Here is a 26,404-nt window from a genome sequence, read left to right on the forward strand (position 1 = left end):
GGAATGGGTCCTGTAGTCCTCGGTGCGGTAACCGCTCCTATCCAGCCTGATGTGAGATGCCGGAAATTGGCATGTTTTGATGCGATCTCCACCCGATGCTCGACAGCTCATGCGAGCTTGAGAGCAGCCCCTCCGCCGCCCTTATGTGGCTCCGGCAGAATATGGGACAACAAATCTATTCGTTCTCAGAGATCGACACGGTAGTTTTCCTATATTGTTTTGCTCGCACTAAAGTGGATTCTACTCTCCGTATTTGCCACCGAGATGAAGAACCGTAGGCGTAGTCTATCGGTGAACCCTATTTTCGTTCCGTATCCGTACAGATGCTCAATTCGTCGAACGGAATATCATCGATGGAATTTGACATGGACGACACGATTGTAATCACCGGTCGCAGGTTTCCCGAGATGTATTACGACTTTTGGTTCCTCCGTGGTTGGGCAGAGAACGGCTTTTCCTCATACACTATTTGGGATTCCGTGGGCGGAGGCGGTTCGGTCGGCAATGTCGAATCTGAAGTTCCTTCGGACACAACCACGTTCGATATTGTGATCCCTGCCACCGAGGACAGGCCAAGGATCGAGCTGAATGACCTTACTAAGGCACAGGCTGAGAAGGTCTTCGACTTCCTCGATCGTGTCGGCAGGGATTCAAGATTGGACGCCGCGCTCGAGCAAATGGCCGATCGGAACGTGACGCTCAAAATCACTTTCGCCGACTCACTGCCCTCGGGCGCCGATCCTACAGCGAGAGCGGTCGTCCAATTCACGCCGATGCTGGAGCCCGACCTCCAGACAGAGGGCTTCCAGCCAAATAGCACCGTCCAGATCACGATTGATCGCGACCAGATAAACAGCAGTAGCTGGGAAAGCACGATTGAAGGCATTCTGGCGCATGAATTCACGCACTTCTATCGTGACGCGACCGGACGATTCATCGATGACATCTACAATGGTGAAACACCAGGGAATAGCGTTCAGGACTTCGATGATGGCGTGTATCAGAATCTATATGGCACAGCCATAGATGGACATTATAACGACAGTTTTGATATCATCTATCCTTCGCTTTCTCTTGGCCAATTGGTGAACGTCCAAGGAACGGACGGTAACAATCACATTGAGTTTGAAAATGACATGTCGGACGCGACGGTTCATACCGGAGGTGGAAACGACTTTGTTTTTACCATGGATGGGAATGACACAGTTTGGGCGAACATCGGAGGAGGCGTTAAGGCGGTCTACGACCGGGGAACGGGATATGACATGGTCGCGGTTCCTTGGGGTTTCCTCGACATTAAGCTATCAGTCATCAATAGCGACCTTTACTTGACGAGCAAGCAAAGTACCTATTCTCCTGTTGATGATCCAAACGCCGTCATCTTTTTAGACCATAGCGATACCCTCGGGATCGAGTATGTGAGATCCCAAGATGGCAGCCTTCTTGATCTGCCGTGGCTCTGGTCGATTCAATCAACGGCTCCGAAATCCGTCAACTTTGCTGAGCTGCCAAAAGAGATCGCAGCAGCCTACGCGGCTGGAGCCGTTGGCACCGCCACATTGGCGGGAACCGAGGCTATCCCCGAGCATCTGCAGCACTTAGTAGGCGGCGCGACGACAATGACAGTCTATGAAGTCGTGCCTCCCGGCAAGACCGGGTTTGATGTCGTGGACGAGGCTGTCTTTGCAGAGGCCCATCAGCGCAGCAATCTTGCCGTAGACTACTTCGTTGGGGGAACGATGGTCGATTCCTATTTTGCACAGGTTGCATGTGTCTAGGTCAGGTCTACCGAACTCGGTGCGCGTTCGAACACGAGGCGCGGCGCTGGCTCTGGCGTGCACGAGCGCGCTGCTGTTCACGGCGCCAGCCGCCGCGACATCGTGCAATGAGAGAGCGATTGCCGCAATGTCAGTCGAGGAAGCCGCGGAATCAATCTGGTCCCACTCCGATGTTATCGGCTTCGGCTACGTCTCTACGATCGACAATCCTGAACAGGAGCAGCAGTTCATCGACATGGTTCTGGCGCTAAAGGGTGCCGCCGACCGGAGATACGATTATGCGCCGCTACGCAGGGGCCGTATCCGATCAGTCGGGCCGGGGCTGTATAGGCTTCCCGCCCGGCCGGATGAGATCGTGTTCGTCTCTTTAGTGCGTACCCCCGATGGGTACGTTATCCCCGCTTGTCGCGAACTGGTGTTTGCCAAGGACAGAATGGCGATCATCCGGCGGCTCGTCGCGATAGCGCGGCAAGGGCATACTTCCACGGCGGCGCACTGATTAGCCATCGAAGCTGCTCCGCTGCTATTCGATAGTGCCTTATGGGTAGACAAGCGATCCAAGTTTTACCAGCTCATGGAAGAAGGCGTGATCGTCCGGAAAAAGGAAGGGCGAGCCACCCTCGTGCTCGTCTCCAGCCTTCACGAGTATGTCGCCTCCCTCCCTGACGGAGCGGTACGGCGAAAGTCTTAGTCTGAGCGAGGGAAAGCCTGAATTGGCGGCACGCGAGCGTGTCGCCTTTGATTCGCGATTCGCGGAGATCATGTGCGCCGATAGCGGAGGAAGCCCGACGGCGCGAAAAAGCGTCCACCGGTGTGCAAAAAAGTCCGCCGAAAAATCGTGAATACGTATTGAATACGTTCTCGGTTTGATCCGATTCAATGTCAGTTAAGTCATTGAAAACCTTGGTGACCCCTACGGGAATCGAACCCGTGTTTCAGCCGTGAAAGGGCCGCGTCCTAACCGCTAGACGAAGGGGCCGCCGAAGCGAGGCCGCGCCTTACGGGCTGGGGCCGCGCCGGTCAAGCGTCGGCCCAGGCGGCATCCTCGAGGTGCAGTTCGGCGGTCGCCCGGCCGTTCCATTCGTCGCGCTTCATCCGGCCGGCGAGCCAGAGGCGGCGGTGCGGCGGCGCGGCGAGCATCGCCTCGCCCAGTGGGCTGTCGGCCATGCGGAAGGCGATCGCCTTGATCCGCCTGCCGTCGTCGCCGGCGGCGATGACGCGCAGATGATTGGTGCCCACCACATCCGCCTTGACCACGCTGACGGGTCCCGCGGCGACGCGCGGCCCGGGCCATCCGGCGCCATAAGGGCCTGCCGCATCGAGCGCGTCGCAGAGATCCGGCGAAACCCCGCCGGGCGCCAGCAGCGCGTCGAGCAGCAGCGCCCGGTCGTCGCGGCTGCGCGCAACGTCGGCAGCGAGCCGCTCGTCGAGAAACCCGGCAAAGGCGTCGATCCGGTCGGCTGCCACGGTGAGCCCCGCCGCCATCGGATGGCCGCCGCCGGCGATCAGCAGGCCGCTGTCCTTCGCGGCCAGCACCGCCGCGCCAAGGTCGACGCCGGAGATCGAGCGGCCCGAGCCCTTGCCGAGGCCGTCCTCGCCGAGCGCGATGACGACCGCGGGCCGGTGCAGCCGCTCCTTGAGCCGGCTCGCGACGATGCCGATCACGCCGGGATGCCAGCCCGGCGCGGCGACCACCGCCACCGCCCGATTGCCCTGGGTGGCGGACAGCGATTCCGCCGCCCCGGTCACCGTCGCCTCGATCGCCCGGCGTTCCTCGTTGAGCCGGTCGAGCTCGGCGGCGATCGCCTCGGCTTCGGCCGGATCGTCGGTGGTCAGCAGCCGGACGCCGAGATCGGACTTGCCGACCCGGCCGCCGGCATTGATCCGGGGGCCGAGCGCGAAGCCGAGATCGGTGGCGGTGGGCGCGCGCGTCAGCCGCGCCGCCGTCGTCAGCGCCGCAAGGCCGGCGTTGCGGCGCGTCGCCATCACCTTCAGCCCTTGCGTCACGAAGGCGCGGTTGAGGCCCTTGAGCTGCGCCACATCGGCGACCGTTCCGAGCGCCACCAGATCGAGCAACTCGATCAGCTTCGGCTCGGCCTGACTGGCGAAATAGCCTCGACTCCGCAGCGTTCGGAGCAGCGCCGCCCCGAGCAGAAAGGCGACCCCCACCGCGGCAAGATGGCCGTGCGCAGCCGCCTCGTCAGCCTCGTCGAGCCGGTTCGGATTGACGATGGCGAATCCGTCCGGAAGCCGGCTCGCGCATTTGTGATGATCGACGACGATCACGTCGACGCCCGCCGCCTTCGCCATGGCAAGCGCCTCGAACGCCTGCGCACCGCAATCGACCGTCACGATCAGGCTGGCGCCACGCTCGGCGATCCGGACCAGCGCTTCGCCCGACGGGCCGTAGCCTTCCATCAACCGGTCGGGGATATAGGCGTCCGCCGCGAGGCCGAGCATGGCGAGCAGCCGGATCAGCAAGGCGGCCGAGGTCGCCCCGTCCACATCATAGTCGCCGAAGACGGTGACCCGCTCATGCGCCTCGACGGCATCGGCGAGGCGCGTAGCGGCCTTCTCCATGTCGCGGAAGATCGCGGGATCCGGCATGAAGCCGCGCAGGGTCGGCTGGCGATGCCGTTCCAGCTCGTCGCGCGCGACGCCGCGCGCCAGCAGCAGCTGGTCGACCAGGCTGTCGGGCTCGAACCCGAGATCCGTCGCCGCCTGTCCCCGCCAGCGCCACGGCTGGCCGAGGATCGAGCGCTGGACGCCGCAGACATGGGAAGAGGCCGTCACCTGGCCACCCTAGGCGATCGCCGGGCGGGCGTGAATCCCTCTCATGGTTATCGAAGCGCTGACCATCTTTCTTGTCCGCCCCTTCACGATCGTCATGCGAGAGGCGAAGGTGCCGCAATCCTGCATGGGAGGAAGACATGCGACTGTTCGCTGCACTCGGCCTCGTCGCCCTGATCGGCGCCGGCACCGCCGTCGCTCAGACCGCGCCGGCGGCTCCGCCGGCGCGCACCGTCGAGTTCGAGCTGCGCGAGGACGGCCGCCTGATCGGCGCGCCGACCCTCATCGTCCAGGTCGGCCGCCCCACCGCCGTCACCGTCGGCGGCGCCTATGCGCTGCGCCTCCGGCTCGATGCCGAGCCCGACACGGACGGCGACGGCATCGTGCCCTATGTGATCCGATCGACCTTGCTGCGTTCCGGCGACGGCGCCCGCGTCACCGCACCGGCGATGACCGTCGTCCAGGGCATGCCCGCGCGCATACGCCTTGCCGCGGCGGACGGCGCCGACCTCTCGATCGGCGTGCTCGTTCACTAACAAGGAAAGCGCGCGATCAGTCGTGCTCGCCCGGCGCCCGCCGGTGCTCGCCCTTGACCCAGCGCACCGTGCCGGTCGAGGCGCGCATCACCACGCTCTCCGTGGTGAGGCAGCCCTTGCGCCGCTTCACGCCTTCGAGCAGCGTGCCGTCGGTGACGCCGGTCGCCGCGAAGATGACGTCGCCCTGCGCGAGCTCCTCAAGGTGATAGATGCGATTGAGGTCGGTTACGCCCCACTGGGCGGCGCGGGCGCGCTCGTCGTCGTTGCGGAACAGGAGCTTGCCCTGGAATTGCCCGCCGACACAGCGCAGGGCCGCCGCCGCCAGCACGCCCTCGGGAGCGCCGCCCGAACCCATATAGACGTCGATCGTCGTGTCGGGATCGGTGACCGCGATCACGCCGGCGACATCGCCGTCCGGGATGAGGTTGATGCCGCAGCCGAGCGCCCGGAGCTCCGCGATCAGTGCGGCATGGCGCGGCCGATCGAGCACGCAGACGATGATCTCGTGCGGATCGACCCCCTTGGCGGCAGCGATGGCACGGATATTCTCGGTCGGGCTCTTGTTGAGATCGATCACGCCGTCCGGATAGCCCGGGCCGACCGCAAGCTTCTCCATATAGACGTCGGGGGCGTTGAGGAGATGGCCCTCCTCGGCAATGGCGAGCACCGCCATCGCGTTGGCGCCGGCCTTGGCGGTGATCGTCGTGCCCTCGAGCGGATCGAGCGCGATGTCGATCTTCGGCCCCTCGCCCTGCGCGGCACCGACCTTCTCGCCGATATAGAGCATCGGCGCCTCGTCGCGCTCGCCCTCGCCGATCACCACCGTGCCGTCGAAATCGAGCTGGTTCAGCGCATCGCGCATCGCCTCGACCGCGGCCTGGTCCGCCGCCTTCTCGTCGCCGCGGCCAACCAGCTTCGACGCAGCGACCGCCGCCGCCTCGGTGACGCGGACCATTTCCAATACGAGCAGCCGATCGAGTACGTGGCTTGCCTTCACCATGTCGTCTGTCATCCTCTCATCGCGATCGAGCATCTGGTCGGGCGGATAGGCGAGGGCCATGACAAAGTCGAGAAGCCGGACCCTGTGGTGCGTTCCTTCCGTCGCGATCGCCGCACCTGCGGCAGCGCCGAGGCAGCGCGTGATAGCAGAGCCAAGCGGCGACGGCATTTCACGAGCATCCCAAATATGTTAGATGTCGGCGGCGACAGACAACGACCAATGGCAGAGGTTGCAGGCGCCGCTCCGGCGCGGTGCGCATTGCCGACCAGGAGCTGAGAATCATGGAGCCGTCGAAGGCGCAGAATGGAAAGGCGGAGGCGGATCCGAACGCCGGCAAGCGGCCGGGCGGCACCCTGCTCCGGTTCAAGAAGCTGACCAACCACCTCTTCGGCCGCAGCGCCGTTTCGGACGAGGCGCCGGCCGGCAAGGATGACAAATAGACGCCCCCGCTCTGCCCTGACGACGGTTGCAGCTCCCGGAGACACTCTCTAGGTCACGCGCGAGCATTCCGTTCCCCAGGGAGAGTTTCATGTCCGACGACCTCAACACCCTCGTCCTCAACCTCGACACCGGCAACGAGGGGGGCGGCGACGTCGTCATCCGCCTGCGCCCGGACCTCGCACCGCAGCATGTCGCCCGCATCCGGGAGCTGGCCGGCGAGGGTTTCTACGACGGCGTCGTGTTCCACCGCGTCATCGACGGCTTCATGGCCCAGGGCGGCGATCCGACCGGCACCGGCGCCGGAGGCTCCGACAAGCCGGACCTGCCGGCGGAGTTCAGCCGCGAGCCGCACGTGCGCGGCACCGCCTCGATGGCGCGCACGATGGATCCGAACAGCGCCAACAGCCAGTTCTTCATCTGCCTCGACGATGCCCGTTTCCTCGACGGCCAGTACACCGTGTGGGGCGAGGTCGTCGAAGGCATGGAGCATGTCGACGCCCTCCCCAAGGGCGAGCCGCCGCGCACCCCCGGCAAGATCGTCAAGGCGAGCCTCAAGGCCTGACCGTTCGCCACCATTCCGTCACCATGCGACGGAAATCCGGCGCGGGGTGACGATCGTCAGAAAGCGGTCCGGCCGTATTCCTGGCGATAGAAGGGATGCGACGACGACAGGCCGCCGTCGACGACCAGTGCATGGCCATTGACGTAGCTGGCTTCGTCGGAGGCGAGGAACAGCGCCGCGCGCGCGATCTCGTCCGGCTCGCCGCCGCGCTTCATCGGGTTCAGGTGGCCGATCATGTCCTCGCGGCCGGCGGCGCGGGCGTTGTCGTAGATGCCCTTCGTCATGCCGGTCTCGATGAGCCCCGGGCAGATCGCGTTGACGCGGATGTTGGCGCCGGCGGTCTGGGTGGCGGCGACCTCGACCAGGCTGATCACGCCCGCCTTCGACGCCGAATAGGCCGGGCCGCCCGCACCGGCGCGCAGGCCCGCGACGCTGGCGGTGCAGATGATCGAACCGCCGCCGCGCTCCTTCATCACCGGCGCCGCGTGCTTGATGGCGAGGAACGGGCCGATCAGGTTGACGCGCAGGATTTCCTGCCAGTCCTCCGGCGTCTGTTCGAAGATCGCGGCGAGGCCGCCGGAGATACCGGCATTGGCGAAGAAGATGTCGAGCCCGCCATGGTCGCGCACCGCCATGTCGATCAGGCCGCGCACGTCGTCCTCGCGGCCAGCATCCGCGGCGACGACGCTCTCGGAGCCCGCGACGTCCGCCGCGATCACGGTTGCGCCTTCCGCACGGAACAGCGCCACGGTCGCCTTGCCGATCCCCGACGCCGCACCGGTAACGATGGCGATCTTGTCCTGAAGCCTTCCGGTCATTTTCGCTTTCTCCGTCATTCCAGCGAAAGCTGGAATCTCAGTTCCTTAGCCCCCGGCCCAAAAGGCAAGGGGATTCCAGCTTTCGCTGGAATGACGGGTAAGGCTCACAGCCCCGCCCCTGTCGTCGATCCGCCGTCGACGATGATCGTCTGGCCGGTCATGAAGGTGGAGGCCGGCGACGCGAGGAAGACGGCGGCGCCGGCGATCTCGTGCGGCTCACCGATGCGGCGGAGCGGGGTGTGGCGGGTGACCGCCTTCAGCGTGTCCGGATTTTCCCAGAGCGCACGGGCGAAATCGGTCTTCACCAGGCCCGGCGCGATGCAGTTCACCCGGACGCCCGACGGGCCGAACTCGGCGGCGAGGTTGCGGGCGAGCTGGAAATCCGCCGCCTTGGAGATGTTGTAGGCGCCGATCATCGTCGAGCTGGTGAGGCCGCCGATCGAGCTCACGATGATGATCGAGCCGTCCCTGCGCTCCACCATTTCCGGCGCGACCATCGAGATCAGCCAATGGTTGGCGATGACGTTGTTCTCCAGGATCTTGCGGAACTGGTCGTCGGTGATCCCCGCCATTGGGCCGTAATAGGGATTGGAGGCGGCGTTGCAGACGAGGACGTCGATCTTATCCAATTGTGCCCGCGTCTCGTCGACCAGGCGCTGCAATTCCTCCTTGGACGAGATGCTGGCCGGCACGACGATCGCGGTGCCGGCGCCATGCTTGGCGTTGATCGCATCGGCGACCTCGGCGCAAGCGTCGGCCTTGCGGCTGGAGATCACCACCCTGGCGCCCTGATCGGCCATCGCCTCGGCGATCGCCCGGCCGATGCCGCGCGACGATCCGGTGATGATGGCGACCTTCCCGCTGAGGTCGAACAGCGACATTTTTTCCTCCGTCATGCCAGCGAAGGCTGGCATCTCAGAGAGACCAACCGCCGCGTTTTTCATCCGCCGAGACCCCAGCCTTCGCTGGGGTGACGACTAATTGAATACCATCACCGATCGCGCAGCCTCGCCCGTCTTCATCTTCTCGAACCCTTCGTTGACCTGCTCCAGCGGGATCGTCTCGGCAACGATGCTGTCGAGATCGAGCAGCCCGCGCAGGTAGAAATCGACGAGGCGCGGGATATCGACCGGGAAGCGGTTGGCGCCCATGAAGGCGCCTTGCAGCTTCTTGCCCGACAGCAGGTCCATGGCGCCCAGGCCCACCTGATGATCGAGCGGCATCATGCCGAGGATCGTCGCGGTGCCGCCGCGGCGCAGCGCCTTCACCGCCAGCACGCCGGACGCGGGGCGGCCAACCGCCTCGATCGCGTGATCGACGCCGCCCTTCGTCAGCTCGACGATCTGCTTGGCCGCGTCGTCGGCCAGGGGGTCGATCGTGTCGGTGGCGCCGAGCTTTTCGGCCAACGCGCGCTTCTCGGGAACCGGGTCGGCGGCGATGATCCGCCCGGCCCCGGCGATCTTAGCGGCGTTGACTGTGGCGAGGCCGACACCGCCGCAGCCGATCACCGCCACCGTCTCGCCCGGCGTCAGCTTGGCAACGTTGAAGATCGTGCCCGCCCCGGTCGTCACCGCGCAGCCGATCACCGCCGCCTTGTCGAGCGGCATGTCCGGATCGATACGGACGCAGGCGTGCTCGTGGACGAGCATTTCCTCGGCGAAGGCGGAGAGGTTCAGCATCTGCGCCACGGGCGTGCCATCGTCGCGGGTGATGCGCGGCGGCGCGCCTTTCGGGCGTCGGGTGTCGCCCCCCTGACAAAGCGCCATCCGCCCGGTAACGCAGAATTCGCAGTGCCCGCAGAACGCGGAGAGGCAGGTGACGACGGCGTCGCCCGGCTTCACCGTGCGGACCTCACTCCCCACCGCCTCGACGATCCCCGCCGCCTCGTGGCCGGGGATGCAGGGCATCGGGTGCGGATAGGTGCCCTCGATGAAGTGCAGGTCCGAGTGGCACAGGCCGCAGGCGACGGTGCGGATGCGGACCTCGCGCGGACCGGGATCGTCCAGCCGGGCCTCGCCGATGACGAGCGGCTGGCCCGCCGCCTCGAGAAATGCCGCCTTCATGCCTCAGTCCTGCGGCGCGTGCTTCGCATATTCGAGCTTGGCGATGGCACGCGCATGGACCTCGTCCGGCCCGTCGGCGAGGCGCAGGGTGCGGATGCCGGCATAACTCGCGGCAAGGCCGAAGTCCTGACTGACGCCGGCGCCGCCATGCGCCTGGATCGCATCGTCGATGACCTTCAGGGCCATGCGCGGTGCCTTGACCTTGATCATCGCGATCTCGGCCTGCGCGGCCTTGTTGCCGGCCTTGTCCATCATGTCCGCGGCCTTGAGGCAGAGTAGGCGTGAGCATTCGATGTCGATGCGCGCCTCCGCGATGCGCTGCTCCCAGACACTGTGCTCGGAGATGCGCTTGCCAAACGCGACGCGGCTTTGCAGGCGCCGCGCCATCGCCGCGAGCGCCTCTTCGGCCGCGCCGATCGTGCGCATGCAATGGTGGATGCGGCCGGGCCCGAGCCGGCCCTGCGCGATCTCGAAGCCGCGGCCTTCGCCGAGCAGCATGGCGGACGCCGGCACGCGGACGTCCTTCAGTTCGACCTCCATATGGCCGTGCGGCGCGTCGTCATAACCGAAGACGGTGAGCGCCCGCTCGACCGTCACGCCCGGCGCGTCGAGCGGCATCAGGATCATCGACTGCTGCTGGTGCTTTGGATTGTCGGGGCTGGTCTTGCCCATCACGATGGCGACCTTGCAGCGCGGATCGCCCGCGCCGCTGGACCACCATTTGCGGCCGTTGATGACATAGTCGTCGCCGTCGCGCGCGATCCGGCATTCGATATTGGTGGCGTCCGAGGACGCGACGGCCGGCTCGGTCATCAGGAAGGCGGAGCGGATCTCGCCGTTCATCAGCGGACGGAGCCAGTCCTCCTTCTGCTCGCCTGTGCCGTAGCGGTGGAGCACCTCCATGTTGCCGGTGTCGGGCGCCGAGCAGTTGAACACCTCGCTCGCCCAGGGGATGCGGCCCATCTCCTCGGCACAGAGCGCATATTCCAGATTGGAGAGCTGGGTGCCCTCGAACGTAAAGGTCTCGTCGACATGCTTGAGCGCATGGCCGGGCGGCATGAACAGGTTCCACAGGCCTGCCGCTTTGGCCTGAGGCTTCAACTCCTCGATCACCGGCAACGGCTGCCAGCGATCACCAGTGTCGAGCTGCGTCTTGTAGTCGCCGACACGTGGGCGAATCAGCGTCTCGACGAAGTCGCGGACCCGGTCCCGGAAATAAGCTTCGCGTTCCGTAAGGGAAAAATCCATGCCGGCGTCTCACCCTCCTTCAGGCCCTCTTCCTCACTGTCAGAAAGGGACGTTTTGCGCCAGACGTACCGCAGTTCTACGGGGTTCCAGAGAGGCTTACCGCAATCTTACGGCGCGTTTCGCACGGCTCATCCGCCGCGGCGCAAAAAATGTAATGGAAGTTTCGCGAAGATTATGTAATGCGACCTCCTGGGTGCTTCGCCCGAAGCACCTGTTTCGCAGGGAGGAAGTAATGCTTTCCAAGAAGCTGGCGGCTCTTGCCGCCCTCTCGCTCATGACCGCCAGCACTGTGGCTCACGCTCAGTCTGCGCAGTCGCTCAGCGTTGCCAGCGCCGCCCCCCGGGCCGGTGCTGACACGCAGGACGCGAACCAGATGGCCGGCGGCGCCGGCATCTGGGTCATCGGCGCGATCGTGCTCGGCCTCGCCATCTGGGGCATCATCGAGCTCACCGACGACGACGAGCCCAGCAGCCCGTAGGCTCCTGGCTCACGCTGTTAGAACGGCGCTCCGGTCCCTGCGGCCGGAGCGCTTTTCTTTTGCATCAGGTATTGCATAATTATGCACTAATGCGCATACGTGCCGCATGATCAAGGCCGCGATTTTCGGTGCGTCAGGATTTGTCGGGGCGGAGCTGCTGCGGCTCTGCGCCGGACATCCTTCTATTCGCCCTATGCGACTGTTTGGCGACAGCCAGGCGGGCGCTGCCCTGCCGAGCGTCCACCCGCATCTCGCCCTCGTCTATCCGGATTCGGTCGTCGAGCGTTTTGCGCCGGCGGCACTGGACAATATCGACCTCGTCCTCGCCGCTCTGCCGCACGGTCATTCCCAGCGTGTCGCGCCCGAGATCGTCGCACGCGGCATCCCTTTCGTCGATCTCGGCGCCGACTTCCGGCTGAACGACGCGGCCACCTATCAGTGCTGGTACAAGGAGCCGCACGAGGCGCCAGAGCTGCTCGACCGCTTCGTCTACGGTATCCCCGAGTTGCATCGCGACGCGATCGCCGCGTCGAAGACGGTGGCGGCTGCCGGCTGCTACCCGACGACGACGATCCTCGCGCTGAAGCCGCTGCTCGGCCTGATCGATCCGGACACGATCAACGTCAGTGCGGCCTCGGGCGTCAGTGGCGCCGGAAAAGGGCTCAAGGACGACACTCACTTCAACACGGTGGACGAGAATTTCACCGCCTACGGCCTGCTCTCGCACCGCCACACCGCGGAAATGGAGATGGAGCTCGGCGGCCGCGTGCTGTTCACGCCGCATCTCGCGCCGATGAACCGGGGCATCCTCGCCACCTGCACGGCGATGGCCAAGGGGCCGTGCGACCCGCTCGCCGCCCTCGCCGAGGCCTATGCCGACGAACCTTTCGTCCACGTCTCGGAACGGTCGCCCTCGGTCAAATGGACCTTGGGCTCGAACGCCGTCCATATCACCGCGCGCTATGACGAGCGGACCGGGCGGGTCCTCGCCATCGCCGCGCTCGACAATCTCGTGAAAGGAGCCGCCGGCCAGATGATCCAGTGCGCCAACCTCATGCTCGGCCTCGACGAGAGTGCCGGGCTGGCCCGCGTCGGAGTCTGGCCATGAGCGTCACCGCCGCCCCCGGCTTCGTCGCCTTCGGCCTCCATGCCGGCATCAAGTTCGCCAAGCCCGACATGGCGCTGATCGCTACCGACGACCGCAAGGCCGTGACCGCCGTCGCCGTATTCACGCAGAACAGGTTCGTCGCGCCGCCGGTGGTGCTCGACCGCCAGCGGCTCGCCGACACCGGCGGCAAGGCGGCGGCGATCATCGTCAATTCCGGCAACGCCAATGCCGGCACCGGCGCCGCGGGCATGGCCGATGCCGAGGCGATGAGCGCGGCCGCCGCCGACGCGCTCGGCATCGACAAGGCGCATGTCCTCGTCTCCTCGACCGGGATCATCGGCACGCCGCTGCCGATGGACAGGATCCTCGCGGCCGTGCCGAAGCTGGCCGGAGGACTGTCGGTCGCGGGCGGAGTGGAAGCTGCCAAGGGCATCCTCACCACCGACCATGTGGAGAAGGAGGCGGTGGTGAAGGGCTCGACCTTCACCGTCGGCGGCATGGCCAAGGGCTGCGGCATGATCGCGCCGAACATGGCGACGATGCTGGCCTATCTCACCACCGATGCCGACGTGCCCCGCGAGGATTTACAGCGCATCCTCAAGGATGCCGCCGACCGCACCTTCAACACGCTCAACGTCGACGGCGCGACCTCGACCAACGATACGGTGATCCTGCTCGCCAACGGCCGGGCCGGCGCGCCGGACCTCGCCGAGTTCGCCGACGCCGTCCACAAGGTTTGCGAGGAGCTGACCCTCAAGATGGCGAAGGACGCCGAGGGCATGACCAAGATGGTGATGCTGCGCGTCACCGGCGCGGCGTCCGACGCCGAAGCGCGGGCCGCGGCGAAGAACATCGCCGAGAACAACCTCGTCAAATGCTCCTGGTACGGCTCCGATCCCTATTGGGGCCGGCTGCTCGGTGCGGCGGGTTCGGCGGGTGTCGCCTTCGAGGCGGAAGCCTCGGCGGTCGCCTATGGCGGCATCGCCGTCTCGCGCGGCGGGATCGAGATCGATCATGACCGCGCCGCCGTCGCCGCCCACATGAAGAACGAGCAGATCGAGATCGAGGTGAACGTCGGCACCGGCGGCACCGGCACTGCGCAGGTGATCGGCATCGATCTCGGCCCCGGCTACATCAAGGAAAATTCGGTCACGTCATGAGCACTTCTACTTTCGTCATTCCGGCGAAGCATGTCCTGAGCGACGCCGCAGGCGGCGTCGAAGGGGCCGGAATCCAGACTGACTCCGACTGGACCCCGGCCTTCGCCGGGGTGATGGGGAGCTGGTCATGAGCAGCAGAAGCCCGGCCCTGATCGCCGAGGTCCTCGTCGAGGCCCTGCCCTATATCCAGCGCTTCGCCGGCAAGTCCGTCGTCGTGAAGCTCGGCGGCGCCGCGATCGACAAGGAGCTCGACCGCGCGCTTGCCCAGGACGTGCTGCTGCTCCGCTCGGTCGGCGTGCGCTGCGTGCTCGTCCATGGTGGCGGGCCGCAAGTTGACGCGATGATGAAGAAGCTCGGCAAGAAACCGGAGTTCCGGGACGGCCTGCGCGTGACCGACGAGGAGACGCTGGACATCGTCCGCACCGTGCTGGTCGGCAAGGTCAACCGCGACCTCGTCTCGACGATCAACCGCGAGGCCGGCGACGAGCCGGTCGCGGTCGGCGTCGCTGGCGAGGATGGCGGCCTGCTCGTCACGACCCCGCGCGATGCGGCGCTCGGCTTCGTCGGCGATGTCACCCATGTCCGGGCGGAGCGGCTGATCGGCCTGCTCAACCAGGGCCTCGCCCCGGTCGTCTCGACGGTCGGCGCCGATCCCGCGGGCCAGCCCTACAACATCAATGCCGACGAGGCGGCGATGGCGATCGCGGTGGCGATGCGGGCGGAGAAGATCGTCTACCTGACCGCCGCGCCGGGCCTGCTCGAGGATCCGGCGGACGAGGGCAGCCTCGTCACCCACCTCACCCTTTCCGAGCTGCGCGACCGGATCAGCCACGAGAGCGTATCGAAGGGCATGATCCCCAAGCTGCGCGCCTGCGCCGATGCGGTCGAGGGTGGAGTCGGCTCCGCCCACATCATCGACGGCCGCGTGCCCCACGCGCTGCTGATCGAGGTGCTGACCGACAAGGGCATCGGCACGATGGTGCAGAAGGACGCCGCATGACCGACCTGTTGACCATCGCCGATCTCGGGCCCGAGGGTGTCGCGGAAATCCTCGCGCTTTCCGAGCGCGCCGATCTCGGCCGGCCGCTCGCCGGCAAGGGCGTGGCGCTGGTGTTCGAGAAGCCGTCCGCCCGGACCCGCAACTCGACCGAGATGGCGGTCGTCCAGCTCGGCGGCCATCCCGTCTACATCCAGAAGGACGAGGTCGGCATCGACACGCGCGAGACGGCCGAGGACGTGGCCCGCACACTCGCCTGCTACCACAAAGTCATCGCTGCGCGGGTGCGCGAGCACCAGCATCTCGTCCGCATGGCAGACTCTGTCTCAACACCGATCCTCAACCTCTTGTCGGACAAGGATCATCCGCTCCAGGGTCTGGCCGATATTTTAACCATAAAGCAATTGACCGGCCATCTCGAAGGCGTGCGCGTCGCCTATGTCGGCGATGCCGACAACAACGTCGCGCGCAGCCTCGCCCAGGCCTGCGTCGCGGTCGGCGCCGAGCTGAGCCTCGCCAGCCCGCAGGGCTACCATCTTTCCGACGCCCCCGACGGCGTCCGGCAGGTCGCCGATCCGGCCGAGGCCGTGGCCGGCGCGGACATCGTCTACACCGACGTCTGGGTCTCGATGGGCCAGGACGACGAGACCGGGAAGCGTCTGAAGGCCTTCGCCGCCTATCAGGTCAACGAGGCGCTGATGGCGAAATCGAACGACGCCCATTTCCTGCATTGCCTCCCCGCCCGGCGCGGCGAGGAGGTGACGCACGGCGTGATGGAGAGCGCGAAGAGCGCCGTCTGGAAGCAGGCCGAGAACCGCATGCACACGGCGCGGGGCGCGCTGGCGTGGCTGACGGGGGTACGGTGATGAACCCCTTCTTCGTCATGCCAGCGAAGGCTGGCATCTCGGGACGGAGGGCCTCGGCATTTCCCAAAGAGACCCCAGCCTTCGCTGGGGTGACGATCGGGAACAGCGGCGAGACGGAGCGATGACCGACACCCGCTCCCGACGATTGCGGGCGCTCGCCGACCTGATCCGGGGCGATACGCTCGCCAGCCAGGAGGAGGTCACCGAGCGCCTGAAAACATTGGGCTTCGAGGTCACCCAGGCGACGGTGTCGCGCGATCTCAAGCAGCTCGGTGCGGTCAAGGTGAAGCGCGGCGGCGTCCTGTCCTACGCACTTCCGGACCAGATCGGCGCGACCGACTGGACCGCCGGCCGCCTCGCCCGCATCCTCAGCGAATGGGTGATCTCGATCGAGGGCGCCGGCCAGATGATCGTGCTCAAGACGCCGCCCGGCTCCGCCCATCTCGTCGCCTCGGCGATCGACCACAGCGACCTGCCTGAAGTCGCCGGCACCGTCTCCGGCGACGACACGCTCTTCCTGGTCGTCCGCGACGGCCATCCCCTTCCCGCTCTCATCGCTCGCTTCGAGCGGATGATGGGGCAGGAGAAAATCAGCTATGCCTGATCCCCGCGTCATCCCGGCGAAAGCCGGGATCTCAGTTTCTTTTCCCCGAAGCCGCTGAAGGCAAAGGGATTCCAGCTTTCGCTGGAATGACGGAGTGGAAGAATGACCGATAAACCCAAGAAGGTCGTCCTCGCTTATTCGGGCGGGCTCGACACCTCGATCATCCTCAAGTGGCTGCAGACCGAATATGGCGCGGAGGTGGTGACCTTCACCGCCGATCTCGGCCAGGGCGAGGAGGTCGAGCCGGCGCGCAAGAAGGCCGAGCTGCTCGGCATCAAGCCCGAGAACATCTTCATCGACGACCTGCGCGAGGAGTTCGTCCGCGATTACGTCTTTCCGATGTTCCGGGCCAACACGGTCTACGAGGGGCAATATCTGCTCGGCACGTCGATCGCCCGGCCACTGATCGCCAAGCGCCAGATCGAGATCGCCCGTCAGGTCGGCGCCGACGCGGTCTGTCACGGCGCGACCGGCAAGGGCAACGACCAGGTCCGCTTCGAATTGGGCTATTATGCGCTGGAGCCGGACATCCGGGTCATCGCTCCCTGGCGGGAATGGGAGTTCGCGAGCCGCGAGCAGCTCATCGACTTCGCCGAGAAGCACCAGATCCCGATCGCCAAGGACAAGAAAGGCGAGGCGCCCTTCTCGGTCGACGCCAACCTCCTCCACTCCTCCTCCGAAGGGAAGGTGCTGGAGGATCCGGCGGTCGAGGCGCCGGAATATGTCCACCAGCGCACCATCGCGCCCGAGGACGCGCCGGACCAGGCGACGGTGATCGAGATCGCGTTCGAGAAAGGCGACCCGGTCGCGATCGACGGCGAGCGGCTGTCGCCAGCGACGTTGCTGACCAGGCTCAACCAGCTCGGCCACGACAACGGCATCGGCCGGCTCGATCTGGTCGAGAACCGTTTCGTCGGGATGAAGTCGCGCGGGGTCTACGAGACGCCGGGGGGCACCATCCTGCTCGCCGCCCATCGCGGCATCGAGAGCATCACGCTCGACGGCGGCGCGATGCACCTCAAGGATTCGATCATGCCGCGCTATGCGGAGCTGATCTACAACGGCTTCTGGTTCGCGCCGGAGCGCGAGATGCTGCAGGCGCTGATCGACAAGAGCCAGGAGCATGTCTCCGGCAAGGTCCGGGTGAAGCTCTACAAGGGCAACGCGACCATGATCGGGCGGGAAAGCGCGCTGTCGCTCTACGATCAGGACCTCGTCACCTTCGAGGAGGGCCAGAGCGGCTACGACCATCGCGACGCCGCCGGCTTCATCCGCCTCAACGCGCTCAGGCTCCGGATTGCGGCGAAGCGGGAACGGCGCAAGGGCTGAGCGACGTCCGCCCGGCCGCGCCGGCGCGGAAGGCGAGGAAGCTCAAGCCGGCAAGGAGCCAGACGCCGAGGCCGCCATAGAGCATGATGAGGCGGAAGCCTTGGGCCAGCGCCGTCTGCACGGCGGCGCCGGTTCCCGCCTCGAGCGCGCCGGCATTGCCGGCGGCGATGCCCTCGGCGAGGGCGCGCAGCCCGGCCGGGTCGCTTTCCGCCGGCATCGCGCGCTTCAGCCCGGCGACGATCCCCTCGACCAGCAGCACGCCCATCAGTGCGATGTTGATCGCGAGCGTGATCAGCCGGGCGCTGATGTCGATGCCCGAGGCCATGCCGGCGCGGCTCGCCGGCACCGCCGCGGTCGTGGTGTTGGTGACCGGCGTGTTGGTGAGGGCGATGCCGATGCCGGCGATCAGCGCGCCGGGCAGGACGGTGATCCAGCCCGGGCTGGCGCCCATCGTGCCGATCGCCATTGCCAGAAAGCCGAGGCCGATGGTGAACAGGCCGAACGGGATGGTGCGCCCCGGCCCGTAACGCAGCGCGAGCCGCTCGCCGACCGGCGGGACGACGAGGGTGGGAAGGGTGTAGGCGAGCAGGCTGAGGCCGGCGGTAACGCTGTCGTAGCCGAGGCCGATCTGGAAGTAGATCGGCAGGTAGATCATCAGCGGCCAGTAGCTGAAGTTCATCCCCATGCAGCCGAAGATCGCGCCGGAGAAGGCCGGAATCCGGAAGACCGAGAAATCGAACATCGGATGGGCCTGCCGCGTCTCGGCGACCAGGAAGAGGGCAAGGCAGACCGCGGCGCCGGCGAGGATGGCGAGCATCACCGGGTCACCGAGGCCGCGCGCCGGCCCCTGGGTGATGCACCAGGTAAAGCCGAAGACGGCAAGCGAGAGGGTGACGATCCCGGCCATGTCCAGCCGCTTCGCCTCCGGATCGCGCGACTCGGTGACCGCGCCCCAGGCGAGCCCGATCGCGAGCAGGGCGAGCGGCACGTGAATGAGGAAGACCCACTGCCAGCCGAGCCAGGTCAGGATCGCGCCGCCGATCACCGGGCCGAAGCCGAGCCCGATGCCGGCGACGACGCCCCAGACCGCGAAGGCGCGGCTGCGCGCCACCCCGTCCGGAAACTGGTGGGAGAGGATGGCGACGGTGCAGATGAGGAGCGCGCCGCCGGCCATGCCCTGCAGGAAGCGGCCGACGATGAGGATGGTCATGTCCGCGGCGAGCCCGCAGACCAGCGAGGTGATTCCGAAGGCGGCGATGCTGACCAGGAAGACCCGCTTGCGCCCGAACCGGTCGGCGAGCGTGCCGGTCGCCATCAGCACGGTGGTGCAGGCGATGGTATAGGCGTTCATCACCCATTGCAGGCTGGTGAAATCGCCGTGCAGCAGCCGCTCCAGCGTCGGCAGGATCGCCGGGACAGAGGTGATCTCGAGCCCGAACATCAGCGCGCCGAGGCAGACGGCGATGAGGGCGATAGCGTTCCTTCGGGCATCGGGCAGGGGCATCGGGCGGCCTTTCATCGCGTGGCGGACGGATGCGGCGCTATCTGGGGGCGGCAGCGGCATGACGGAAATGATTTTATTTTGTAGTATTCATGATGGTCCGTCATTAATTGATCGCCATGGATGTGGATCCCACGCTGCTGCGCGCCTTCGTCGCGGTCAGTGAGGCCGGCGGCTTCACCCGCGCCGCGCGCCGGCTGCACCTCTCGCAATCGGCGGTGAGCCACCAGATCCGCCGGCTGGAGGCGCAGCTCGGCCGCTCGCTCATCTTCCGCACGACCCGCCAGCTGACCCTGACCGAGGATGGCGAGGATTTGCTGACCCATGCGCGGGAGATCCTCGCCGGGCTCGACGCGCTGACCCGGCGGTTCCGGCCGTCGGCCGTGGCCGGCGTGGTGCGTTTCGGCGTGCCGGAGACGTTCATGGGAACGCGGCTGCCGGCCTTGCTCTGCCAATTCTCGCGCGCCTATCCGGCGGTGCGGCTCGACGTGCAGGTCAGCTCCTATCTCGATCTCAGCACGATGATCGCGGCCGAAGAGCTGGATCTGGCGGTGGTGCTCTTCGTCGCCGGTGACCGGGACGGCGAGACCGGCACCTTCTTGAGGCGGACCCATTTCGTCTGGGCGGTGGCGGAAACCTTCGCGCTGGCCGAGGGCCACTCCCTGCCCCTCGCCTTCCATCCGCCGCACTGCCTCAACCGGCAGGTCGGCGTGGCGGCGCTGGAGGCGACCGACCTCGACTGGCACATCGCCTTCACCTCGCCGAGCGAACATGGCCTGCGCGCCGCGGTGCAGTCCGGCCTCGCCGCCGCCGTGCTGATGCGCGACGATCTGGAGCCGGGGATGCGGCGCATCGACGGTCATTATGGCCTGCCGCCCCTCCCCGACGCGGATTTCCGGCTGATCTGGAGCCGCGACGGCCGCCGCTCCCCCGCCGCCCGCGCCTTCGGGGAGATGCTGACCGGCATGGAAGCAGCGGAGGCGCCCGCGACCGGCCGGTAGAGCGTCCGGCCGGAACCGCACGCCGCGGCGGCGGGTTCTGACCGGCGGACCGGAAGGAGCCCGCCATGACTGCCGCCGCCGACCCCGATGCCGTCCGCCACCGCTGGCTCGATCTGGGCGACCAGCGCATCTTCTACCGCGAGGCGGGCCGTGAGGACGCCCCTGCCCTGCTGCTGCCACACGGCTATCCCTGCTCGTCTTACGAGTTCCGCAACCTGATGCCGCGACTCGCCGACCGCTGGCGCCTGCTCGCGCCGGACTTTCCCGGCTTCGGCTATTCGGACACGCCGGCCGCGGCCGATTTCGAGAGCTACACGGAGTTTCTCGACCGCTTCGTCGAGGCACTCGGCGTGGACCGGTTCGTCCTCTATCTGCACGATTACGGATCGCAGATCGGCCTGAGGCTCGCGATCCACGCGCCGGCCCGCATCGCCGGACTGATCATCCAGAACGGCGACATCTACGGCGACACGCTCGGCCCCCAGTACCACGCCCTGCTCGACCATTTCGACAGCCCCACACCCGAAAAGCGTCAGAAGCTGGTCGACGCGGTGAGTGAGGAGGGTTTCCGCGAGGAATTCCTGAACCATGTGTCGCCCGAAGTGGCCGCGCGCATCCCCCCGGACCTGTGGAAGCTGCACTGGCCGCTGATGGACACGCCCGAACGGCGCGCGATCTCGGTGGCGCTGATGGAAGGGCTCAAGGCCAATCTCGACTGGTTCGGCCGCTATCAGGCCTACCTGCGCACCCACCAGCCGCCGACCCTGATCCTGTGGGGGCCGCGCGACGGCTACATGCCGGAGGCGTCCGGGCGCGCCTACCTGCGCGACCTGCCCGACGCCGAGCTCCACATGTTCGACGATGGCGGCCACTGGCTGCTCGAGACCCATCTCGACGCCGTCGTGCCGCTGATCCGGGATTTCCTTGGCCGCGTCCACGCGCGGGCCAGCGCAGAGCGCGTGCCTGAGACCGCCGAGGCCTGAAGACGGCGTGACTCCGCCGCCGCGCGCGGTAAGCTGCGGCCATGAAGGTCGCCATCCTCGAGGCCGGCAAGCCGCCCGCGCCGCTGATCGAACGCTATGGTCGCTATCCGGCGATGTTCCGGGACCTGCTGGCCGACGGCTTCGACTATGCGAGCTATGACGTCGAGGCGGGCGAGCTGCCACACGATCCGAGCACGCACGACGCCTATGTGGTCACCGGCTCGCCGGCCGGGGTCTATGACCCGCTGCCCTGGATCGGCGGCCTCATCGATTTCCTGAGCGCCGCGAAGAGCCGCAAGATGGTCGGCATCTGCTTCGGCCATCAGGCGATGGCACAGGCGTTCGGCGGCCATGTCGAAAAATCGACGCGCGGCTGGGGAATCGGCCTCCACACCTATCCGATCGTCGAGCGGACGGCCTGGATGAACGGCGATCAGGCCGCGTCGGTCGCGGTGCCCGCCTCGCATCAGGATCAGGTGGTGATGCAGCCGCCGGCCACCGACGTCATCGCCTCGTCGGTCTTCACCCCCTATGCCGGCCTCGCCTGGCGCGACCGGCCGGCCATCTCCTTCCAGTTCCACCCGGAGCTGTCCGCCGACTTCACCAGGGCGCTGATCGACAGCCGCCGGGAACGCCTGCCCAATCCCGACGCCGCGATCGCCTCACTGGACGCGCCGAACGACAATGCGAAGGTCGGCGGCTGGATCAGGACGTTTCTGAAGAGTTGAACCCAGCCGTCATCCCGGCGAAGGCCGGGATCTCGGGACGAAAAGGCGCCGAGCCCTTCACTCTCTGAGACCCCGGCCTTCGCCGGGGTGACGGATGCAGGGTCGGAAGGAGTGATGCATCGTGACCATCGATACCGTTTCGGTGAATCGCAGCCATGGCGGCACGCAGCATGTGGTGACGCACCGAAGCGACGCGACCGGCACCGAGATGACGTTCTCGATCTTCGTGCCGCCGCAGGCGGACGACGGCACGAAGCTGCCGGTCGTCTGGTATCTCTCCGGCCTCACCTGCACCCACGCCAACGTGACCGACAAAGGCGAGTATCGCCGCGCCTGCGCCGAGCTCGGCCTGATCTTCGTCGCGCCGGACACCAGCCCGCGCGGCGACGGGGTGCCGGACGACCCGGCCGGCGCCTATGACTTCGGGCTCGGCGCCGGCTTCTACGTTGACGCCACCCGGGCCCCGTTCGACCGGCACTATCGCATGTCCAGCTATGTGACCGGGGAGCTTCCCGCCCTCGTCGCCGACATCTTTCCCGTCGACATGGGCCGGCAGGCGATCACCGGCCATTCGATGGGCGGCCATGGCGCACTCACCCTCGCGTTGCGCAATCCCGGCCGCTATCGCAGTATCTCCGCCTTCGCGCCGATCGTCGCGCCGTCGCAGGTACCATGGGGCGAGAAGGCGCTGGGCGGCTATCTGGGCGCCGGCCGCGCCGACTGGCGGGCGCATGACGCGGTCGCGCTGATCGAGGACGGCGCGCGGGTGCCGGAGCTTCTCGTCGACCAGGGCGAGGCCGACCAGTTCCTCGCCGAACAGCTCCGGCCCGAGCTGCTGGAAGCGGCCTGCGCCGATGCCGGCATCGCACTGACCTTGCGGCGGCAGCCGGGCTACGACCACAGCTATTATTTCATCTCGACCTTCATGGAGGACCATCTGCGCTGGCACGCGGCGCGGCTCGGATGAGCTTCCGCCGCATCCGCTACGGGGTCGAGACGATGCCGGCCGGCCACGACGTGCCGCGGCATCGCCATGACGGCGGCTATGCGACCGTCGCCCTTGCCGGCCGTTTTTCCGAGGCGAGCTTCGCTGGCCGCGCGACCGTCGGCCCCGGCGACGTGCTGCTGCACGGGCGGTTCGATTGCCACGGCAATGCGATGATGAGCCATCTCGGGACGACGATCCTCAGATTGCCCTGGCAGGACGACGCGATCGAGGGACTCTACACCATCGCCGATCCCGATGCGCTGGCGCGGCTGTGCGAGATCGACCCCTTCGAGGCGGCTGCCGAGTTGGGGCGGACGATGCGCAAGGCCGCCATGCGCTGCGACCATTGGGTCGACATTCTCGCCATCGATCTCGACGCCATGCCGGACCTCTCCCTCGCGCGATGGGCAGAGGAACGCGACCTTGCTCCCGAGAGCCTGTCGCGGGGCTTCCGCCGCGCCTTCGGTACCTCGCCGAAATCGTTCCGGATGGAAACACGCGCCCGCCGCGCCCGGCTGGCCGCGATGCAGTCGGGGCGGCCGCTGACCGAGATCGCCCACGATCTCGGCTTCGCCGACCTCGCCCATATGACCCACGCTGTGCGCGCCTTCACCGGCCTGCCGCCCTCGCTCTGGCGGGCGGCGCGGGGTTAACTGGCTACAAGCCAGCGGCGCGATCTTCTGGCAGAAAGCGGATCGGGAGAGCGCCGATGAAGCTGAGCCGCCGCCAGTTCCTTGAAACCGCCGCCGCGATCGGCGCCACCGTCGCCTGGGGCGCCGCCGAGGCCCGCCCCTCGCGCACCAACTGGCGGGAACGACGCGATCTCTATCCGGAAGGCGTCGCTTCTGGCGATCCCGCGCCGGACAGTGTGCTGCTGTGGACCCGCCGGGCGTTCGACGGCGTCGAAGCAGCGGATCTGACCGTCGAGGTCGCGCGCGACGCGACGTTCCGCGAGGTGGTGGCGACCGCCCCGGCGCGCGTGTCGGCCGTCGCCGACTGGACCTCCCGGGTGCTGGTCGGCGGCCTGAGGCCGGCCCAAGTCTACTGGTACCGCTTCAGCGATACCCAAGGAAACGGCAGCCGCATCGGCCGCACGATCACCGCCCCGGCGGACCGCGACGGCCGTCCGGTCAAGTTCGCCTTCGTCAGCTGCCAGAACATCAACGAAGGCGCCCAGAACGCCTGGCGCAAGATGATCCATGAGGACGAGCGCCTGCCCGAAGCCGAGCGGCTCGGCTTCGTCCTCCACCTCGGCGACTTCATCTACGAGGTCGTGCAATATCCCGCGGAGGTGCAGACCCGCTACGACCGCCGTATCCGCGACATCGGCCGCGTCCCCGACAGCGTGAAGGTCCGCGACTTCCACATTCCCCAGACCGCGGACGGCTATCGCGCCATCTACCGCGCCTATCTCGCCGATCCGGACATCCAGGACGCGCGGGCGCGCTGGCCGTTCGTGGCGATGTGGGACAATCACGAATTCTCGTGGATGGGCTGGCAGAGCGTGATGAAGGCGCCGCCGATCGAGCGGCCGGCGCAGACCCTCAAGGTCGCCGCGATGCAGGCCTGGTTCGAATATCAGCCGGCGCGGATCGCCAAGCCCGGCCCGTCGCTCGACACTTTCGATCCGCCCACGGTGACCGACGCGCCGATCGAGACCTTCGACGACGACGGCCTCGGCCAGGAACCGAACAACCTCGCCGCGATCGGCAGCCTCACCGGCTACCGGGCGCTGCGCTACGGCCGTCACCTCGACCTCTTCGTCACCGACCAGCACAGCTACCGGATGGAGGAGCCGACCGGCCAGCCGCAATGCGCGCCCCTGAGCAGCCCGGATTTTCCCAACCTGTTCCCGCAGGAAGCGATGGAGATCCTCGATGCGGGTCGCACTTATGACGGCGGCAATCCGCCCGACGAAATCGTCTTCGGCGAGGTGCGCGTGCCCAATTTCCGCAAGGCCGGCGCGCCCTACACCATCCTCGGCGCACAGCAGAAGGCGTGGTTCAAGACGCGGTTGCAGGCCGCCCGCGCGACCTGGAAAATCTGGGGCAATTCACTCGGGACCCTCGACTGGCGCGCCGATCCGCAGAATCTGCCGGAAGGGCTGACCCGACCCTGGCCGGGCAACGGCTATGCCGGCTTCGGCGGCGGCGACCATAGCGGCGCCTATCACGAGCGCGGCGAAATCTACGATCTGGTCCGCGACGCAGGCATTACCGGCTTTGCGGTCGTGTCCGGCGACCGGCACAGCTTCTGGGCCGGCTATGCTGCGAAGGCGCTGCCGCCCCACGACTTCGCGCCGATCGGCGTCGCCTTCATCACCGGCTCGATCTCCAGCCCCGGCCTGGTCGAGGCGTTCGAGCACCGATTCCCGCGCGACCATCCGCTGCGGCCCTTGTTCATGGCCGACCGGCCGGGCCGCGAACGGCCGCAGGCCGCGGTCAACATGCTGCTCCGCCACGGCGTCCGCTCCTGCCTCGAATACGGGCGCACCGGCGATCTCGCGCGGGCGCGCGCGGCCTCCAATCCCGATCTGTCGCCCCACCTCTCCTTCCTCGATCTCGGCGGCCATGGCTATACGACGGTGTGGCTGACGGCCGACGACCTCACCACCGAATTCGTCTGCATCCCGCGTCCGCTCGAGCGCAGCGAGCGCGGGGATGGCGGCCCGGTGCGCTATCGCGTCCGCCATCGCGCTCGGATGTGGTATGCCGGTGAGCGCCCGCATCTCGAACAGCAGCTTGTCGAAGGCGATCCGGAGCTCGCGATCTAGCCGCCTTTGGGGGTTAGGATTCCATCTCGACTCTGCCGAAAATGCCGCGGTTCGGCACGGCGAATCGTGCGGCGCAGCAATGAAACTGAGCCGAGTTTCAACATCCGACCGGTCGGTCGAAGAATAATATTCTCACATAGAAATAATAGCTTATCGACGATCAGGTGAATTCCTCACCTCGCGTTGACGCACTGCAGCAATTTGCGCGATGCAACATGAGCGGCGCCGTGCGGGCTGCCGACACATGGCCCGCCCGAGCCGCTTCAAGCGGCCCGGCATCATGCCTGGCCCAAGGTGAAGGGGGCAGCATGAAGCTGATCATCGCCATCATCAAACCCTACAAGCTCGAGGAGGTTCGCGACGCTTTGGCCGCCATCGGCGTCCAGGGCATGACGATCGCCGAGGTGCGCGGGTTTGGCCGGCAACGGGGGCAAACCGAAATCTATCGCGGCGCCGAATATACGACGAGCTTCGTGCCCAAGGTGCGGCTCGACATCGCCGTGCCGTCCGATCTCGCGCCCAAGGTGCTCGAGACGATCCAGCAAACCGCGTCCACCGGCTCGATCGGCGACGGCAAGCTCTTCGTCCTCGACATCGCGCAGGCGGTGCGCATCCGCACCGGCGAACTCAACGAAGACGCCATCTGACATGG

The 26,404-nt window shown here is 66.8% G+C and carries 27 protein-coding genes and 1 tRNA gene; 20 read left to right on the forward strand and 8 right to left on the reverse strand.

Going from position 1 to position 26,404, the window contains the following annotated elements:
* Positions 1-365 precede the first annotated feature (365 nt).
* Positions 366-1,778 (forward strand): hypothetical protein, encoded by a 1,413-nt coding sequence (locus RCO27_RS08350; protein WP_309002218.1) that lies wholly within the window; start codon positions 366-368, stop codon positions 1,776-1,778.
* 127 nt (positions 1,779-1,905) lie between these two features.
* Complete coding sequence (locus tag RCO27_RS08355) at positions 1,906-2,277, forward strand: hypothetical protein (protein WP_309002219.1); 372 nt, start codon at positions 1,906-1,908, stop codon at positions 2,275-2,277.
* 405 nt (positions 2,278-2,682) lie between these two features.
* Here the strand turns inward: RCO27_RS08355 and RCO27_RS08360 are convergent.
* Positions 2,683-2,757 (reverse strand) — tRNA-Glu (locus tag RCO27_RS08360).
* Positions 2,758-2,798: 41 nt separating this feature from the next.
* On the reverse strand, positions 2,799-4,571 hold the full coding sequence (gene recJ, locus RCO27_RS08365; RefSeq protein ID WP_309002220.1) for a single-stranded-DNA-specific exonuclease RecJ: 1,773 nt from the start codon (positions 4,569-4,571) through the stop codon (positions 2,799-2,801).
* Positions 4,572-4,708: 137 nt separating this feature from the next.
* Here recJ and RCO27_RS08370 point away from each other — a divergent pair, with 137 nt between their 5' ends.
* Positions 4,709-5,104: a hypothetical protein gene (locus tag RCO27_RS08370; protein WP_309002221.1), complete on the forward strand. Its 396-nt coding sequence runs from the start codon at positions 4,709-4,711 to the stop codon at positions 5,102-5,104.
* A gap of 16 nt (positions 5,105-5,120) precedes the next feature.
* Here the strand turns inward: RCO27_RS08370 and glpX are convergent, their stop codons facing one another.
* Complete coding sequence (gene glpX, locus RCO27_RS08375; RefSeq protein ID WP_309003188.1) at positions 5,121-6,104, reverse strand: class II fructose-bisphosphatase; 984 nt, start codon at positions 6,102-6,104, stop codon at positions 5,121-5,123.
* Positions 6,105-6,385: 281 nt separating this feature from the next.
* On the opposite strand from glpX, the gene RCO27_RS08380 reads away from it, so the two are divergent.
* Together RCO27_RS08380 and RCO27_RS08385 are read left to right on the forward strand one after the other, a co-directional pair.
* Positions 6,386-6,544, forward strand: coding sequence for a hypothetical protein (locus RCO27_RS08380; protein WP_309002222.1), 159 nt, complete (start codon positions 6,386-6,388; stop codon positions 6,542-6,544).
* Positions 6,545-6,633: 89 nt separating this feature from the next.
* Positions 6,634-7,107 (forward strand): peptidylprolyl isomerase, encoded by a 474-nt coding sequence (locus RCO27_RS08385; protein WP_309002223.1) that lies wholly within the window; start codon positions 6,634-6,636, stop codon positions 7,105-7,107.
* A 56-nt stretch (positions 7,108-7,163) separates the two neighbouring features.
* Here RCO27_RS08385 and RCO27_RS08390 read toward each other — a convergent pair whose 3' ends face one another.
* The 4 genes from RCO27_RS08390 to RCO27_RS08405 form a co-directional block, all read right to left on the reverse strand.
* A complete protein-coding gene (locus RCO27_RS08390) occupies positions 7,164-7,925 on the reverse strand; it encodes an SDR family NAD(P)-dependent oxidoreductase (protein ID WP_309002224.1) in 762 nt (253 codons plus the stop codon).
* Positions 7,926-8,029: 104 nt separating this feature from the next.
* Positions 8,030-8,806, reverse strand: a complete 777-nt coding sequence (locus RCO27_RS08395) for an SDR family oxidoreductase (RefSeq protein WP_309002225.1) — start codon at positions 8,804-8,806, stop codon at positions 8,030-8,032.
* 96 nt (positions 8,807-8,902) lie between these two features.
* Positions 8,903-9,988, reverse strand: coding sequence for a Zn-dependent alcohol dehydrogenase (locus RCO27_RS08400; RefSeq protein ID WP_309002226.1), 1,086 nt, complete (start codon positions 9,986-9,988; stop codon positions 8,903-8,905).
* Positions 9,989-9,991: 3 nt separating this feature from the next.
* Positions 9,992-11,236 carry an acyl-CoA dehydrogenase family protein gene (locus tag RCO27_RS08405; protein ID WP_309002227.1) on the reverse strand — a complete coding sequence of 415 codons (1,245 nt, stop codon included), beginning with the start codon at positions 11,234-11,236 and terminating at the stop codon, positions 9,992-9,994.
* Between the two features lie 232 nt (positions 11,237-11,468).
* Between RCO27_RS08405 and RCO27_RS08410 the strand changes: the two genes are divergently transcribed.
* The 8 genes from RCO27_RS08410 (at position 11,469) to RCO27_RS08445 (ending at position 17,778) form a co-directional block, all read left to right on the forward strand.
* Positions 11,469-11,714 (forward strand): hypothetical protein, encoded by a 246-nt coding sequence (locus RCO27_RS08410; protein WP_309002228.1) that lies wholly within the window; start codon positions 11,469-11,471, stop codon positions 11,712-11,714.
* 106 nt (positions 11,715-11,820) lie between these two features.
* On the forward strand, positions 11,821-12,822 hold the full coding sequence (gene argC / locus RCO27_RS08415) for an N-acetyl-gamma-glutamyl-phosphate reductase (RefSeq protein WP_309002229.1): 1,002 nt from the start codon (positions 11,821-11,823) through the stop codon (positions 12,820-12,822).
* The gene (gene argJ, locus RCO27_RS08420) at positions 12,819-13,982 is read left to right on the forward strand and encodes a bifunctional glutamate N-acetyltransferase/amino-acid acetyltransferase ArgJ (protein WP_309002230.1); all 1,164 of its coding nucleotides are present in this window, start codon (positions 12,819-12,821) and stop codon (positions 13,980-13,982) included. The genes argC and argJ overlap by 4 nt, the downstream gene beginning before the upstream one ends.
* On the forward strand, positions 13,979-14,113 hold the full coding sequence (locus RCO27_RS08425; protein WP_309002231.1) for a hypothetical protein: 135 nt from the start codon (positions 13,979-13,981) through the stop codon (positions 14,111-14,113). The genes argJ and RCO27_RS08425 overlap by 4 nt, the downstream gene beginning before the upstream one ends.
* Positions 14,110-14,982: an acetylglutamate kinase gene (gene argB, locus RCO27_RS08430; protein WP_309002232.1), complete on the forward strand. Its 873-nt coding sequence runs from the start codon at positions 14,110-14,112 to the stop codon at positions 14,980-14,982. Before RCO27_RS08425 ends, argB begins: the two co-directional genes overlap by 4 nt.
* Entirely contained in the window at positions 14,979-15,845 is an 867-nt protein-coding gene (argF, locus tag RCO27_RS08435) for an ornithine carbamoyltransferase (protein ID WP_309002233.1), read from the forward strand. Before argB ends, argF begins: the two co-directional genes overlap by 4 nt.
* Before the next feature lie 121 nt (positions 15,846-15,966).
* Complete coding sequence (argR, locus tag RCO27_RS08440) at positions 15,967-16,449, forward strand: arginine repressor (RefSeq protein WP_309002234.1); 483 nt, start codon at positions 15,967-15,969, stop codon at positions 16,447-16,449.
* A 102-nt stretch (positions 16,450-16,551) separates the two neighbouring features.
* Positions 16,552-17,778: an argininosuccinate synthase gene (locus tag RCO27_RS08445; RefSeq protein WP_309002235.1), complete on the forward strand. Its 1,227-nt coding sequence runs from the start codon at positions 16,552-16,554 to the stop codon at positions 17,776-17,778.
* Here the strand turns inward: RCO27_RS08445 and RCO27_RS08450 are convergent.
* Entirely contained in the window at positions 17,735-19,282 is a 1,548-nt protein-coding gene (locus RCO27_RS08450; RefSeq protein ID WP_309002236.1) for an MFS transporter, read from the reverse strand. The genes RCO27_RS08445 and RCO27_RS08450 overlap by 44 nt on opposite strands.
* Before the next feature lie 116 nt (positions 19,283-19,398).
* Here RCO27_RS08450 and RCO27_RS08455 point away from each other — a divergent pair, with 116 nt between their 5' ends.
* The 7 genes from RCO27_RS08455 (at position 19,399) to RCO27_RS08485 (ending at position 26,399) form a co-directional block, all read left to right on the forward strand.
* The gene (locus RCO27_RS08455; RefSeq protein ID WP_309002237.1) at positions 19,399-20,280 is read left to right on the forward strand and encodes a LysR family transcriptional regulator; all 882 of its coding nucleotides are present in this window, start codon (positions 19,399-19,401) and stop codon (positions 20,278-20,280) included.
* A 65-nt stretch (positions 20,281-20,345) separates the two neighbouring features.
* Complete coding sequence (locus tag RCO27_RS08460; RefSeq protein WP_309002238.1) at positions 20,346-21,263, forward strand: alpha/beta hydrolase; 918 nt, start codon at positions 20,346-20,348, stop codon at positions 21,261-21,263.
* 41 nt (positions 21,264-21,304) lie between these two features.
* Entirely contained in the window at positions 21,305-21,991 is a 687-nt protein-coding gene (locus RCO27_RS08465; protein ID WP_309002239.1) for a type 1 glutamine amidotransferase, read from the forward strand.
* Between the two features lie 121 nt (positions 21,992-22,112).
* Positions 22,113-22,958, forward strand: a complete 846-nt coding sequence (gene fghA / locus RCO27_RS08470; protein WP_309002240.1) for an S-formylglutathione hydrolase — start codon at positions 22,113-22,115, stop codon at positions 22,956-22,958.
* The gene (locus tag RCO27_RS08475) at positions 22,955-23,632 is read left to right on the forward strand and encodes an AraC family transcriptional regulator (protein WP_309002241.1); all 678 of its coding nucleotides are present in this window, start codon (positions 22,955-22,957) and stop codon (positions 23,630-23,632) included. The genes fghA and RCO27_RS08475 overlap by 4 nt, the downstream gene beginning before the upstream one ends.
* A gap of 56 nt (positions 23,633-23,688) precedes the next feature.
* Entirely contained in the window at positions 23,689-25,752 is a 2,064-nt protein-coding gene (locus tag RCO27_RS08480; RefSeq protein WP_309002242.1) for an alkaline phosphatase D family protein, read from the forward strand.
* 308 nt (positions 25,753-26,060) lie between these two features.
* A complete protein-coding gene (locus RCO27_RS08485; RefSeq protein ID WP_309002243.1) occupies positions 26,061-26,399 on the forward strand; it encodes a P-II family nitrogen regulator in 339 nt (112 codons plus the stop codon).
* Positions 26,400-26,404: the final 5 nt, after the last annotated feature.

The sequence above is a fragment of the Sphingosinicella sp. LHD-64 genome (genome assembly GCF_031157375.1).
Lineage (GTDB): Bacteria > Pseudomonadota > Alphaproteobacteria > Sphingomonadales > Sphingomonadaceae > Allosphingosinicella.